Genomic DNA, 13,363 nt, shown 5'->3' on the forward strand with positions numbered 1-13,363 from the left:
ATGGGGCTATTTTTAACTAGAAAAAATTATTGCTTACCCTCTGTATAAATTTGGAAGGTTACACCGAATTTGTCCAATACAACCCCATAAGCAGGGCTAAAAAAAGCTTCCTGCAGCGGCATTTTCACTTCTCCATCTTGCGACAAGGTTTCAAAGATCTGTTTTGATTTTTCGATATCATCAATAGAAATACAAATCGTAACTTGGTCCCCAGTTTGACTGGTCTGACCTGGAAACGTATCTGAAAACATGAGGTCCGTTTCTCCAACCTTTAACATTGCGTGTGCCACAAGATCCCTTGCTTCTTCTGGTAGAGGAAATTCCGGGTTTTCAGGCATTTCTCCAAAAGTTTGATTAAAAAGGACTTTCGCATCAAGTGCTTTTTCGTAAAATTGAATCGCTTCCTTTGCATTTCCGTTCATCATTAAATAGGGAGACAGTCGCATGGTCATAATTATATAGCTCCTTTTGAACTTGTGGGCAATAACCACTATACCATTATTACCCATGACTGTATTTTATAATAGAGAACATGTGTTCGTCAACGAAAATCACTTGAATACTAACAATTTTTCAGGTGACAGACTGGTTTAAATAAAATATTAAATGATTATCCCACTAGCTTAAAGTGTTTGTTTTGTTCATGAACACATTGTTACAAAACACTGAACCATTCACCTTGGAATTTTCTTCGATTAAACAAAAACAAATACTTTTGCATTAAAATGAACAGTCTATCCAACTTGTTCAGTAAATTTTCCATTACAAAAATTGTTTTGCCTTTCATCATTTTCAAAAATAGAGTAGTTATGAAATAAGTTGGTCACTGCATATACTCCTTCTAGTTTTCAATAAGATTTATATTAAATCTACATATATAGTTTAATATGCATTATACCGGTTAACTCTGTTGCAGTTATCCCTACTAATATAATTATCAGTAAGAGGCATCACGAGCGAAAATAATCAAGAGAGTAGCCCACCTTATCTACCATTTACTGTTGCATTAAAAAAATCTATTTTTTGTTTGTTATTCATAAAAGCTATAGAAGCAGGAGAAATCACGGTCCTTATCAAGCCTAATGATCATGACACCCAATTACGTTTAAGATGGAATTTCTTGAATCTCTTTGCTGGACTAATAGAAAAATCCTTCAGTATTCCTCTTTTAGCCGTACTTAACTAAAAAAGGAACCTGAAGGATTGCATAGACCAATCAATTCTTTTTTCCTCCGCAGCCGATTCATCGTAAAATTCCCTGCCCGGTACATGGTAGATTTTCTCTCCTGCACTTTGCCATCCATACGCAGAGTACCAATAAAAAATGAAGCGAACAAAAAGTAGTCCCGAAATACACCATTTATGTAGTATATTTTGGGGCTACTTGACGTTTACTTAATTTTAGCGTTCATAGTTTACTTAAAAACTGAGTAGTAAGTCATATATTCCGGACTATCAGTTCATTTCATTCCCACTTTTTTTGAAAGTTTGTCTAGTCTTTAATCTTTTGTAGCTTAGAATCATACTAATTTGCCCCTGGTTGACCAATGGCTCTCAGACTAAATTTGTATCCCACTATTATATAAGTTACCCATCTTGTTTAAATTCTCACGTTCTAAAAAAGATGGAAAATAGCTATAGAATGTTGATATAAAAGTTTTAGAGGTAATTTATCTTGTGTTTGTTAGCACAAATTTAACTATATAACTGAAAAAAGTTCACGTTTTTCTTCTAAAAATAATTGAATGATGTCTTTAGTAACAAGCAAGAATTATAACCAATTTCACTTCCCTATTAACTATAACTTTAAATTATTTCATGTACAATTCCTAAACTCAAACCTTCGTCATTTGCAAACATGTACCATTCTTCATCTTCCTTTTCAGCATACAATTCTTCTGAAATGTTGGTATTTTCCACAACAAACTTCTTAATACGATTATCTAAACGATCATAGAAATTCATTGTATTTTTAGCCTTCTTAGAAGTTGATTGAACAGACATACTTCCATCATGAATAAGAATTATTGTATTGGGATATGCTTTTCTATAATGTCCGCTAATCAACAGTAACGCACCCATAGAAACACAAGATCCTACACCAATGGTTTCAACTTTCGTTTTACTTGATTTAATTGCATCAATGGCAGAAAAACCAGCCACTACATCTCCACCATTAGATGTTACATAAATTTGTATTGTCTTTCTTTTATCTATTGGAATATTTAACTCTTCATCTTCTCGATTCCATTCTTGAATCCAATAAACAATTTTATTGACAATGGTTGCATCCACATCATAATTATAATAAATCTTCCGTTCTTTCAGTCCAAGGTAAAACTGATACTCCTCAAGAGAATCAGGTAAATTTCCGATTAACTCCAAATATTCTTTATTGAATTCAACTTTTTTCATTATAAATCCTCCTTAATAATATGCTGAGTTATAGGAAGAAAAAGGGTAATTACACAATCATATCTATTTATTAATCTATTCAGCAAGTACCATCTTCGCAACAGCATTCATCATCATTTTAAAGCCATTATTTTTTAGAACATAGATAAGTGAAATAAGGAAACATAACAAAAAGAAATATGAGAGCAACCCCTTATTTTTTGGTAAGAAAATATTACATAAGTGAAATCTTTTTAAAAATCGGTAATTTTTTTTTATGCACCTTAACCAATGACAAAAAGAAATAAATGAAATCAAATAGATACATTGACATTAAAAGTAATATTTTTTATAAGCAGTACGCCATCTAGAGGCTGTTTTTTAATCCTGTCAGTACCAATGATTTCAATATCAAATCCATACTCTTCAAAAATAAGACGTAGTAGCTTTCCTTATTCAGCGATAAATATTCTTTTAAACTCATTAGTATATGTAATTGACTTTGAACTAACAGATTTCACATAAGGATTTATCGATAAGTTATTTATTATTTCTTTTCAGTAAAGTGTTTTATCCTCTTTTGAAAATTCACCAATTTTTTTTTTACTCATTATACAAAAAATAACCCCATAAGAAGTGAAACCAAAGCCGATCGGTTTGATGATTACTTCTGGACATAACGGGTTCTAACAGCATACTATGGAGCCCTTTGTACTGTAAGATAAATTAACCGTCACGTGCAGTCTTTGTGCAATGTATAAACATACAGAAAAAAGGCCCCGAACCCTTGTTATATCAAGGATTTGAGCCTTTGGCAGTTGATGACCTGTGTGGGATTCAAACCCACGACACCTTCCCTGTCAAGGTTAATTTAATATTGCCGTATTTCTCCTAGTACTATAAACCTTGTACTATAAGGCTTCTGTAGCACAACGTACTATTCTATAATATTATGGACGATATATTCCCCTTCCGACCAATGTCCTGTTTTGTTCTGCTAAAAAGCAGTGTCACCAGAAGGACCACAGAATAGGACAAGGTAGGTATTGGACAAATAAGAGAATGTAGAACCTTTTACAAAGGGAAAAACACAATAGCCCAATTTTGAAATTCCAAACCATTAAACCCTGACTCGATTTTCTTTAGCGTTATTTGCGTACAATAGTAGAAAATCAAAGGTTCTGGTGCATTTCAACAGAATATCGCTCCATCAAAAAAAAGGACCTAATCGATTAGGTCCTTTTTGACTTTAGTCTATTCGTTCTATTCGGTGAGCTACAAACTTGAAGCTGTGATAATGTTTATCCCTATTAACTTGCTATCGTTTCTGAATCTTGTCCTCTTTTAAGATTTGGTAACTTAGAGTCTATAGATAGGAATCGACTTCCATTTAATACTAGGTGAAGTGCAATTATCATAAGAATGAGGTCTAATTCGAAACCTGTACCTTCTCCATTCCCCATAAAACCTGATGGGAATTTCACATAAACAATTGCACCAGCCATAATGATTATAAGGAGGGCAGAAATTATTCTTGTTCCAAGACCTAAAATTAAAGCAATTCCTCCAACCAATTCAATTGTACCAACTACATAGGCCATAAACCCGGGAATGCCTATACTTTGAAACCATCCTGATGTGTTTTCCAATCCACCTTGGAATTTTGACAGACCATGCAACAAAAATGTAACTCCCAATATTACTCTTAATAAAAAGGTACCGATTTCCTGTTTATTCATGACACATCTCCTTTTATTTTATTTTACACTACAAAGTGTAGTTTAATGGTGTAAAAAAATCAAGTGAAAGTCATCAGACAATCACTATAGTCATTCCCAATAGTATAATCAAAACATATATAGAAACAAAAATCGTGGTAGTATCAGCCCTCAAAGGAATTGTTTTATGGGGATCGACTAATTGCTGAAGTCTATAATTAACCGATTCATTCGAGAAGTGGACAAGGACAGGAGAGGATTTATCAGAGCAACAATGTTTAATTAACTTCAACAAAGCAGCACTTATGCCTAATTCAGTCCCCATTTTATTAATCGCATATTCATCGGCTAATAATTCACTTATTATTTTGTAATTTTTATAACACCATTTTGTCAGTGGGATAAACCATAACGCATGTGAAATCAACTGTAAAATGAAGATTACCAGCGGATCGTATTTTTTTTGGTGAAAGGCCTCATGCTCTACTACCGCTTCTAGCTCATCAAAGTCCAATAATCGAATTAAACCAGTACTGATAACAATGAATGGTCGCCTGAAACCAAGTGTAAACGCAAGAGGTTGATCAGCATTCACAACTAAGACATCTTTGTTGACCCGTTTGAATGTTTCATTTATAGACCTTGTCTTTTCGACATTTTTGTAGATAAAAAGCTTTTGTTTAAACCTTCTGGATAAGAGATATTGCTCTGCAATTTTGAATAGGGTGCTCAATATACTATAGGCTATTACAATATTGAGCAGTGTGATGACCACAAAGTAGTATACTGAACCTTCCTTGAATAGACTAAAGCAAAATTTAAAAAAGTTGGCTTTAATATTTACTCCAAAAAAGATGTGTGCCAAAAAAGCTCCCATTTGGCTCCATACTAAACAGGCAAATAGTAGACTCAGGCTTATCACAAAATAAGACTTTTTCCTCCACATTATAATTTATCCTTTTTTAATGATTGAATTTTTTGTTCCAATTTTTCAATTAAACCTTGGTCAGCATCTTTCATGGCATCTAACATATGGCTAATTACAGCCCCGCCAAATTCATCCAGCAAATTCTCAGTAAGTTTCTTTGACTGCTCTTCTAAAAACTCCGCTTTAGACTGAACGGGGCGAAATAATGAAAGCCTTCCTTCAGACCGCTTTTCAAGAATGCCTTTTTCAACCAGTCGATTCATGACCGTCATTACCGTATTAAAGTTGATAGGTTTATCAAGCTCCAAGAACTGTTGAACCGCTTTAATACTCTGTTCATTTTCATTCCATAAATATTCCATGATATTAGCTTCCAAAGGGCCAAAGAAACGATTCAGTCCAACTTCATCATATTTAAAATTTTTAATATTCATTTTTTACCCTCCCACTACGAATTGTAGTGGAAATCCTTGTTAGAATCAAGTTTCAATCAGAAGATTAGATCAAGTATATCCAAAATTCCTACTGGGCCGGTACAACAGAAATTGTACCCCTTCGTAAGACTTTACCTGCCAACCTTTAACATTAGCTTCAATTGCTTTTCCAGCATCAATAGTTTCATTAAAACAGATCCCTTTTTCTTCTTAAACGGGCATGAATTCTCCATAAAAATTTGTTTTTATATTAAAAAAACGAGCCTTTTGGAGGCTCGTTTCACTAATTAATAATTACCTCTTTGTTGCAAATTTCTCTATTTCATCTGAATTATAAAAATGATATCCTCGTGCCGTCGTTTGGGCCGCAGCATACATTGCAGCAGCTACTTTGTTTGCTTCTATGGCACGATATGGACGTAATGGGCCCACAAAGAGAAATTTAGCAAAGGAACTTAGCATACCAGAAATCTTTTCACCTGCCCTAAATTCCTTTCGTTCACCAATAAGTAAGGATGGACGAAATATTTGGACAGAATTCAATTTTAGGTGTTGTAGTGTTCCTTCCACATCGCCCTTAACACGACTGTAGAAAAACTTTGATTTGGAATCGGCTCCCATGGCTGTTATGACGAGTAATTTTTCAACATCGGACGCTTTCGCCATTTTAGCTGCCTCGATTACATAATCATAATCGACTTTACGAAAAGCTTCCTTCGATTTAGCATTCTTGATCGTTGTACCTAAACAAATGAAAACATCGGTGACGTTGAACAAATCGGCATACTTGGATAAATTTTCAAAATCCACAACATGTCCTGTGCACTTGGGTTCCGGGAATTTCATTTCCCTTCTTGTCAGTAAGTGGATTTCCTTATAAATTTTGCTGTTGCTTATCTCTTTAACCAACTGGGTACCAACCACACCTGTAGCCCCTAAAATCAATGCCGTCTTATTAGTCATGATTTCCTTCTTTCCTTCATTAGTTACTGAATATCATCCAGACCCATTTTTTAACCTAAATAAACTAAGTTAAATGATTAACTTGATTGAAATCATCTATTATCCAGGAATCGACATCAAATCTAATCGTACTCAAACATGCATTGAACAAGCGCATTTCGTTGGAAACGATAGACTCGTTTGACATCAACCGTAAAATGAAATGAATGACAGCGCCATGTGCAACAAGTATAACTTTCTTCTCGGGATACTCCTTTTGAATTTCCTGGAGCCCATTCATCAGCCTGTATTGTAAAGAATCCTGATTTTCCTGACCCGGATATACTTTATCCTTGAATGCAGCTTCCCTTTCAGCCGCTGTCATTCCTTCAGCGACACCAAAATTCTTTTCAATGAATTCCATTTTTTCGATAACCGGGACTTCAATATTATGGGAAATGATATCAGCCGTTTCCCTTGCCCTTTTTAGAGGGCTTGAAATAATTACATCCCAATCCTCTTTTGACAAAAATTCACCACATTGCCGTGCCTGTAACTTTCCTAGTTCATTTAAAGGGATATCAGTCTGCCCCTGAAGTTTTCCTATTGCATTCCAATCTGTTTGACCATGCCGCACTAAACATATAGTAGTAATTGTCCTCAAACCCCTCTATGTAGATTGTTATTTTATCACTTCTTCTATGATGGAGTGTCCTTCACTCTGCTCGAGATCTGACCATTTCCACTTTTCATGCAAGCGTATCCTTCCATCAGGGAGTATTTCAGGGGTGGAAAGACAGCTACCTCCTCTAATTTCATCTTTTTCATTGACATGATTATACCTGAATTCCAGAGATCCATCCATATTGACAAGCCCAATTAAAGTACCCTTAACAATCTCTCCGCCCTGATAACTTGCTGAAAGAATTGAACCTTCTTGTGAATAGTGGAAGGATGTACTTCCTGATACTTCTCCATTTTCAGAATTGACTTTAGCTCTGAATATCCGTCCATCATAATTAATCATGATCATTCCCCCATATTGAATTAATAAGGATAATGATACCAAATTAATGAAAAAAAGAATATTTAAAATCTTATAAAAACATAATTCGTCCTCAATGTAAATGCCACAAAAAATACATAATATTTCCCATTGAATTCTTCTATTATTTTGTGGTTAGATTATGGAAGATGTTACATATGGTATGAACAATCCCAGAGGTGAAACATCTAAATTAACTTGAAGATATTGGTGAGGTGCTCATTTGAAAGAAATACTTCTGATTCTACTATTACAACTTATTTATGTTCCGATTTACACGCTGCGAACCATTTTCTTAGTAAAAAATATTACCATACTTGCCTCGATTCTGGGTATCGCAGAAATGTTAGTATACGTTTTTGGTTTATCCCTTGTATTTGGCGGTGACCAAAGCATACTCGCCATGGTTGTATATGCAGTCGGTTTTGGAATCGGAATAATTTTTGGTACGAAAATTGAGCAAAAACTCGCCATCGGTTTTATAAATGTAACCGTTAATACCCAAACCAAAAATGAATCCTTAGTTGATACATTGAGGAATAATGGATTTGGTGTCACTCTTTATACGGGCGAAGGCAGGGATAGCAACCGTTATCGAATGGAAATATTGACAAAACGCAACCGGGAACAAGAATTGATAGCAACCGTTGAAAAGTTTGAGCCTAAGGCTTTCATCATTTCATATGAACCACGTTATTTTAAAGGTGGATTTTTACTGGACCGGTTGAAAAATAAAGCAAGCTGAATATATGCAAAAGCCCATCTATAAAGAGGACTCAGACTGTAGACAATCTCGAAGAAAAGAGAGTATTATCTACAGTTTTTTCTTTATAATCGTTACTGTTGTTTTTAGAATTCCACTCCCTTTCCGCCGGCTGTCTCCCAAGCATCTTTGGTGTCTCGGCTAGCCACATATTCGGCAGGAGTCTCGCGAATTTCTTTAATCCAGTGAGGTTTCCATCCTATATTAAAACAGTAAAAAAATATAACCAAACCTTGTTTTAAAATCATGGTTATAATTCCCTCGAGTTGACCACTATGCTTTCGAAACGTAAATATTCAACGAGACCAAATTGAAATTATCGCGTTAGTCGAACTTGTGTCCCTGAACCACCTGGAGAAATGTATTCAGAAGTAGGGCACCCAAGTACTGATCCCTCGCTTTTAATAAAACTCTCATTTAACCTTTTGTCGACAAACAAAGCCCATCTATTAAAGATGGGCTTTTGCATTATTTGGTTTTTGATTTTTTAATCTTAACTGCCCTAGTAACCGGTTGTTTTTTAATCCACTTTACATATTTTTTTAATGCTTCATCATCTTTCAGCAAAACCACGTTATATAGCCGGATCGCCAGCTCTCGGTTTGAATACAATGCATGAATCTGTTTATGACATGATTTACAGAGATAGGCAATTGGTAAAAGGCTGCCTCCTAACTCTCTAGGAGTTAAATGATGGATGGTCAGTTGAATCTCACCCCTGTCACAAAGCTCACAAGTACCTTTCATCTCTTCACGCGACCGTTAAGGCTTTACGGATTTTCCTTCTTCAACAATATGAAACATCAAATGGGCAAGATGATGGATTGGCCCATACTCTTCTTTGTCATCATCTTCTTCTTCCACTTCCACTTCATCCATGCCTTGTAAATAAAGTGCCATGAACTCATAAAAATCATTTTTAGTAAAGGAGTAACAATCACTTGGATCCTGGTTATCTTCTTCATATTGTAAAACAAGATGAGATAAATCACCCTCATCATCTTCTGCATCAAAAAAAACGAAATAACCGATATTTGTATCCAGTTCAAATAATCTGCGAAAACCGCGTGATGTTGTTTTTTCAAACTCAGCCGCCGTCAATTTTTGCACTTGCATGCTGTCTACATTATCTTCTTGATGAAAGCCCACGATAAATGTGTTCATAGTCTACCTCCTGTTGAATATGGATAACCATTAGTATCCCCATTTACCCGGATTTATTCGATTTAGAGGGTAGTTTCCAAGACAACCGGGCAATGATCACTTCCCATTACATCGCAGTGAATGTTAGCCTCAATTAAAAAATCCGCCAGCCGTTTTGAAACAATAAAATAATCAATTCTCCAACCGATATTCCGCTCTCTTACTTTTGCCATATATGACCACCAAGTGTAGGCACCTTCCTGTTTAGGATAAAAATGGCGAAATGTATCGATAAACCCTGCACCGAGTAATTCAGTCATCTTTCCACGTTCTTCATTAGTGAATCCGGAATTCCCAATATTAGGTTTCGGGTTTTTTAAGTCGATTTCCTGATGTGCAACATTGAGGTCCCCACAGAAAATAACCGGCTTCACCAAATCAAGTTCTTTAAGATAATCAATCATCCCATCTTCCCACTCGAGACGGTAATCAAGCCTTGATAAATCCCTTTTGGCATTGGGTGTATATACATTCACCATATAGAAATTCTCGAATTCCAATGTTATGATTCTGCCTTCGGGCTCCTCGTCCATCTCCCCAACACCATATTTCACTGAAAGCGGTTTTTCCTTCGTGAATATGGCTGTACCTGAATATCCTTTTTTCAATGCATAATTCCAATATTGATGGTACCCTTCCAATTCAAGTGAAATTTGCCCTTCTTGAAGCTTAGTTTCTTGAAGGCAAAAAATATCTGCATCCACATCTTTAAAGTAATCTAAAAATCCTTTTTTAACACAAGCTCTAATTCCATTCACATTCCAGGAAACCAATTTCATATTCGCTTAAATTCTCCTTATGGCCAACTAATTTCATTACATTTCCACTATACTATTTATCTGCTTTTTTTCCCATTAGAGTATATTCGAAAACAATCTGGCAAATGATTCTTTTGAACGTTCCAGTAAGCCACGATTGTTATAACTAATTAGATCTAGTTTGTCACTATCGATCATATCCTCTTTATAATGAGTGACAAGATCATCAATGGAACAGCTGCCCATAAGAAAGACATTCACTTCGAAATTCAGATGAAAACTCCTCATATCCATGTTTGCCGTCCCTATGGAAGCCATATCACCATCTACGATTATAATTTTCTGATGTAAAAAACCCTTTTTATACGTGTATACCTCTACACCGAATTGTAGCAGCTCCCCGAAGTAGGATCGGCTGCCATATTGAGTTAAAAACCCATCATTTACTGCGGGTACCATAACCCTAACTTGTATCCCCTTAATGGCGGCATGTTTAATTGCTGCTTTAATCGCTTGATTAGGTACGAAGTATGGACTCGCTATCCAAATTGATTCAGTGGCGCTAGTGATAAGCGAATAGTAAAAATCACTCATGATTCCCTGTTGTGTATCAGGTCCGCTCGCAACTACCTGGACAGCTCCATCCCCTTGTTTAACATTATTTTTGAATACCGGACGTTTCTGCAATACATCTTCCCCACTTACATATTCCCAATCCAAAAGGAAAACAGTATGAAGCATATATACTGCTTCACCTTTTAGTACCATGTGTGTATCTCTCCAAAATCCAATGTTCTTATTTCGTCCTAAATATTCCTCCCCTACGTTTAAACCGCCTACAAAGCCAATTTCCCCATCAATGATGATGATTTTTCGATGATTCCTAAAATTAAACTTTTGATTAAAAAAACCATGTTTCAGAGGCGAAAATGGATATGCTTTTATCCCTGCATTTTTCATCCGTTTTACTTCATTATTTGAAAGGCTTAAACTACCGGCGGCATCAAAAATGAATAAAACTTCCACACCATCTTTTGCTTTTTCAATTAGGATATCTATTATTTCGGTCCCCAGCCTGTCTGAACGAAAAATATAATATTCAATATGGATGAATTTTTCAGCCTTTTTTAACTGTTTGATGATTTCTGTAAACGTTTCGTTCCCATTTTTCAATACTTCCGTTTGTGAAGATGTACTTATAGTGGTCTCAGAAGCATTTTTGGCAAAAGCTGCGAATGCTTGCTGATGATTATTCAAGAACGTTAAATCTGGCGATGATACATGAGTGACAAGACTCTTCCATTCTTCCCGATCTTTTTTCTTTTACTTCTAAACAAATACCCCTTTAAATAGAGCTGTCCTGAAAATAGATAAAACACATAACCAAATACAGGGAAAAACAAAAGCACGTACATCCATAAAAGGGTCTCGTGAGCAAATCTATTTTCCAGCATTAGTGAAAACATGGTAACAAACATGACAAAAATATATAATCCAATAAAAAATAGCTTCACGTTGAAGCTGACATGAGTGAACAGGATCATATAAACTGCAGCCATTAAAATAAATAAAAATACAATTTCCATTCTTCTTCTTCTCATCTTTTCATTCTCCTACACAGCAATATTTTATATATATCTAGACATATACCCATATTTGATGGTAAAAGAAACAAAACACTTACGAAGACTCTTTTCGCAAGTGTTTTGTGTAATTCTTATCCAATTATCACTTCTTGACAGGAGACAGGAATCAGAGATTCATATAGCTCCATATACTTTAAGGAAGATGATGTCCAACTGAAGTCTAACTTCATTGCGTTTTCGACCAGATTCCTCCATCTTTTCGGCTGGAATTTGTACAGCCCAACAGATTGTTCAATTGTATGAAGCATATCGTGAGCATTATAATTCGTAAAACTGAAGCCATTCCCCTCACCAGTAAATTGATTATACGGAATGACCGTATCACGAAGTCCGCCTGTCTCCCTCACTAACGGCAGAGTACCATAACGAAGGGCTAATAGTTGGCCAATACCACATGGTTCGAATTGGGAAGGCATCAGAAATAAATCAGAACCTGCATAAATGCGCCTAGCTAAACCCTCATCAAAAGATGTATTTACTGAAACCTGATTTGGATACTGGTCAGCTAAATGGCGAAATGAAGATTCATAATGCTCATCACCCGTACCTAAAAGGATGAATTGAATCCCTTGATTCATCATTTCATGAAATACATGGAGAATAAGATCAATTCCTTTTTGATCAACAAGTCTGGTCACCATTGATATAACAGGGATTCCATCATTAATCGGAAGATTCAGCGATTCCTGTAACTGACGTTTATTCTCCATCTTACCCTCATAGGAATCGAATGGAACAGGAAGATGTTCATCTTCCGCAGGATTATATTCCTCATAATCGACACCATTGACAATCCCTTTAAGGTCACCATTCCTTTTCCTTAAAAACCCATCCAGATTTTCCCCAAAATAGGGACTTTGAATTTCTTCCGCATAACTTGGGCTGACAGTTGTGACTATGTTAGAGAAAGCTAATCCAGCTTTCAAATAACTGACATTCCCATGGAATTCAAGACCATCGATATTAAAATATAACTCACTCAAATCCAGTAATTCTGCTAAAACAGCTTTAGGATAAACTCCTTGATAGCGTAAATTATGTATGGTAAATATCGTTTTAATATCCTGATAGAAAGGATGGTTATGATAATGAGCTTTCAGCAAAACACTGACAAGGCCAGTTTGCCAATCGTGACAGTGTATGACATCCGGCTTTTCTTCTAAATAGGGTAAAGCCTCTAATACTGCACGGGAAAAGAAGGCGAATCTTTCGCCATCATCAAAAAAACCATAACTCCCATGCCTTTTGAAATAATATTCATTATCCAGGAAATAATATGTAATTCCATCAGCAACAAGTTTTTCGATACCACAAAATTGCTGGCGCCAACCGACAGGAACTTCGATACTCGTCATATGTTTCAGTTCCTGTTTGAAGCGGTTTGGCAGATCCCCGTATTTAGGAAGGATGACACTTACATGGACACCCTGTTTTTTTAGCGCTTTCGGGAGCGCGCCTATAACGTCTCCGAGCCCTCCCGTTTTTATAAAGGGGGCGCATTCTGAAGCAGCAAATACAACGTTCATTGCCGC

13 protein-coding genes and 1 pseudogene are annotated in these 13,363 nt (G+C 35.8%); 1 reads left to right on the forward strand and 13 read right to left on the reverse strand.

The window, feature by feature from the left end; all coding sequences use genetic code 11:
- Positions 1 to 26: 26 nt before the first annotated feature.
- From ACDZ29_RS24585 to ACDZ29_RS24620, 8 genes are all read right to left on the reverse strand, one after another.
- On the reverse strand, positions 27 to 452 hold the full coding sequence (locus ACDZ29_RS24585) for a VOC family protein (protein WP_375088987.1): 426 nt from the start codon (positions 450 to 452) through the stop codon (positions 27 to 29).
- 1,354 nt (positions 453 to 1,806) lie between these two features.
- Positions 1,807 to 2,415 (reverse strand): ClpP family protease, encoded by a 609-nt coding sequence (locus ACDZ29_RS24590; protein ID WP_375088988.1) that lies wholly within the window; start codon positions 2,413 to 2,415, stop codon positions 1,807 to 1,809.
- Positions 2,416 to 3,704: 1,289 nt separating this feature from the next.
- Positions 3,705 to 4,133 carry a DoxX family protein gene (locus tag ACDZ29_RS24595; protein ID WP_289316300.1) on the reverse strand — a complete coding sequence of 143 codons (429 nt, stop codon included), beginning with the start codon at positions 4,131 to 4,133 and terminating at the stop codon, positions 3,705 to 3,707.
- Positions 4,134 to 4,206: 73 nt separating this feature from the next.
- On the reverse strand, positions 4,207 to 5,058 hold the full coding sequence (locus ACDZ29_RS24600; RefSeq protein ID WP_375088989.1) for a M56 family metallopeptidase: 852 nt from the start codon (positions 5,056 to 5,058) through the stop codon (positions 4,207 to 4,209).
- Positions 5,058 to 5,474 (reverse strand): BlaI/MecI/CopY family transcriptional regulator, encoded by a 417-nt coding sequence (locus tag ACDZ29_RS24605; RefSeq protein ID WP_289325185.1) that lies wholly within the window; start codon positions 5,472 to 5,474, stop codon positions 5,058 to 5,060. Before ACDZ29_RS24605 ends, ACDZ29_RS24600 begins: the two co-directional genes overlap by 1 nt.
- Before the next feature lie 294 nt (positions 5,475 to 5,768).
- Positions 5,769 to 6,437: an NAD(P)H-binding protein gene (locus tag ACDZ29_RS24610; protein WP_375088990.1), complete on the reverse strand. Its 669-nt coding sequence runs from the start codon at positions 6,435 to 6,437 to the stop codon at positions 5,769 to 5,771.
- Between the two features lie 64 nt (positions 6,438 to 6,501).
- Entirely contained in the window at positions 6,502 to 7,071 is a 570-nt protein-coding gene (locus ACDZ29_RS24615; RefSeq protein ID WP_375091215.1) for a histidine phosphatase family protein, read from the reverse strand.
- Positions 7,072 to 7,098: 27 nt separating this feature from the next.
- A complete protein-coding gene (locus tag ACDZ29_RS24620) occupies positions 7,099 to 7,443 on the reverse strand; it encodes a n-acetylglutamate synthase (protein WP_375088991.1) in 345 nt (114 codons plus the stop codon).
- Between the two features lie 241 nt (positions 7,444 to 7,684).
- Here ACDZ29_RS24620 and ACDZ29_RS24625 point away from each other — a divergent pair, with 241 nt between their 5' ends.
- On the forward strand, positions 7,685 to 8,206 hold the full coding sequence (locus ACDZ29_RS24625) for a DUF2179 domain-containing protein (protein WP_289325188.1): 522 nt from the start codon (positions 7,685 to 7,687) through the stop codon (positions 8,204 to 8,206).
- Positions 8,207 to 8,692: 486 nt separating this feature from the next.
- Here the strand turns inward: ACDZ29_RS24625 and ACDZ29_RS24630 are convergent, their stop codons facing one another.
- The 5 genes and pseudogenes from ACDZ29_RS24630 to glgA all read right to left on the reverse strand — a co-directional run bounded on the left by ACDZ29_RS24630 (position 8,693) and on the right by glgA (position 13,357).
- Positions 8,693 to 8,971, reverse strand: a complete 279-nt coding sequence (locus ACDZ29_RS24630; RefSeq protein WP_289325189.1) for an HNH endonuclease — start codon at positions 8,969 to 8,971, stop codon at positions 8,693 to 8,695.
- Between the two features lie 15 nt (positions 8,972 to 8,986).
- Positions 8,987 to 9,388, reverse strand: a complete 402-nt coding sequence (locus ACDZ29_RS24635) for a cytosolic protein (RefSeq protein ID WP_289325190.1) — start codon at positions 9,386 to 9,388, stop codon at positions 8,987 to 8,989.
- 62 nt (positions 9,389 to 9,450) lie between these two features.
- Positions 9,451 to 10,206 carry an exodeoxyribonuclease III gene (locus ACDZ29_RS24640; RefSeq protein ID WP_375088992.1) on the reverse strand — a complete coding sequence of 252 codons (756 nt, stop codon included), beginning with the start codon at positions 10,204 to 10,206 and terminating at the stop codon, positions 9,451 to 9,453.
- Between the two features lie 75 nt (positions 10,207 to 10,281).
- Positions 10,282 to 11,786, reverse strand: a pseudogene (gene cls, locus ACDZ29_RS24645) (cardiolipin synthase).
- A 116-nt stretch (positions 11,787 to 11,902) separates the two neighbouring features.
- The gene (gene glgA, locus ACDZ29_RS24650) at positions 11,903 to 13,357 is read right to left on the reverse strand and encodes a glycogen synthase GlgA (protein WP_289325193.1); all 1,455 of its coding nucleotides are present in this window, start codon (positions 13,355 to 13,357) and stop codon (positions 11,903 to 11,905) included.
- Between the last annotated feature and the right edge of the window lie 6 nt (positions 13,358 to 13,363).

Source organism: Peribacillus sp. RS7 (assembly GCF_041956845.1).
In the GTDB taxonomy this organism is placed as follows: domain Bacteria; phylum Bacillota; class Bacilli; order Bacillales; family DSM-1321; genus Peribacillus.

Excerpts from the sequence above, each read along its gene's own strand:
- ACDZ29_RS24605 (WP_289325185.1), bottom strand. The coding sequence starts at position 5,474 with ATGAATATTAAAAATTTTAAATATGATGAAGTTGGACTGAATCGTTTC.
- ACDZ29_RS24635 (WP_289325190.1), bottom strand. The coding sequence starts at position 9,388 with ATGAACACATTTATCGTGGGCTTTCATCAAGAAGATAATGTAGACAGC.
- ACDZ29_RS24600 (WP_375088989.1), bottom strand. The coding sequence starts at position 5,058 with ATGTGGAGGAAAAAGTCTTATTTTGTGATAAGCCTGAGTCTACTATTT.
- ACDZ29_RS24590 (WP_375088988.1), bottom strand. The coding sequence starts at position 2,415 with ATGAAAAAAGTTGAATTCAATAAAGAATATTTGGAGTTAATCGGAAAT.
- ACDZ29_RS24610 (WP_375088990.1), bottom strand. The coding sequence starts at position 6,437 with ATGACTAATAAGACGGCATTGATTTTAGGGGCTACAGGTGTGGTTGGT.
- glgA (WP_289325193.1), bottom strand. The coding sequence starts at position 13,357 with ATGAACGTTGTATTTGCTGCTTCAGAATGCGCCCCCTTTATAAAAACG.
- ACDZ29_RS24630 (WP_289325189.1), bottom strand. The coding sequence starts at position 8,971 with ATGAAAGGTACTTGTGAGCTTTGTGACAGGGGTGAGATTCAACTGACC.
- ACDZ29_RS24595 (WP_289316300.1), bottom strand. The coding sequence starts at position 4,133 with ATGAATAAACAGGAAATCGGTACCTTTTTATTAAGAGTAATATTGGGA.
- ACDZ29_RS24585 (WP_375088987.1), bottom strand. The coding sequence starts at position 452 with ATGACCATGCGACTGTCTCCCTATTTAATGATGAACGGAAATGCAAAG.
- ACDZ29_RS24620 (WP_375088991.1), bottom strand. The coding sequence starts at position 7,443 with ATGATTAATTATGATGGACGGATATTCAGAGCTAAAGTCAATTCTGAA.
- ACDZ29_RS24640 (WP_375088992.1), bottom strand. The coding sequence starts at position 10,206 with ATGAAATTGGTTTCCTGGAATGTGAATGGAATTAGAGCTTGTGTTAAA.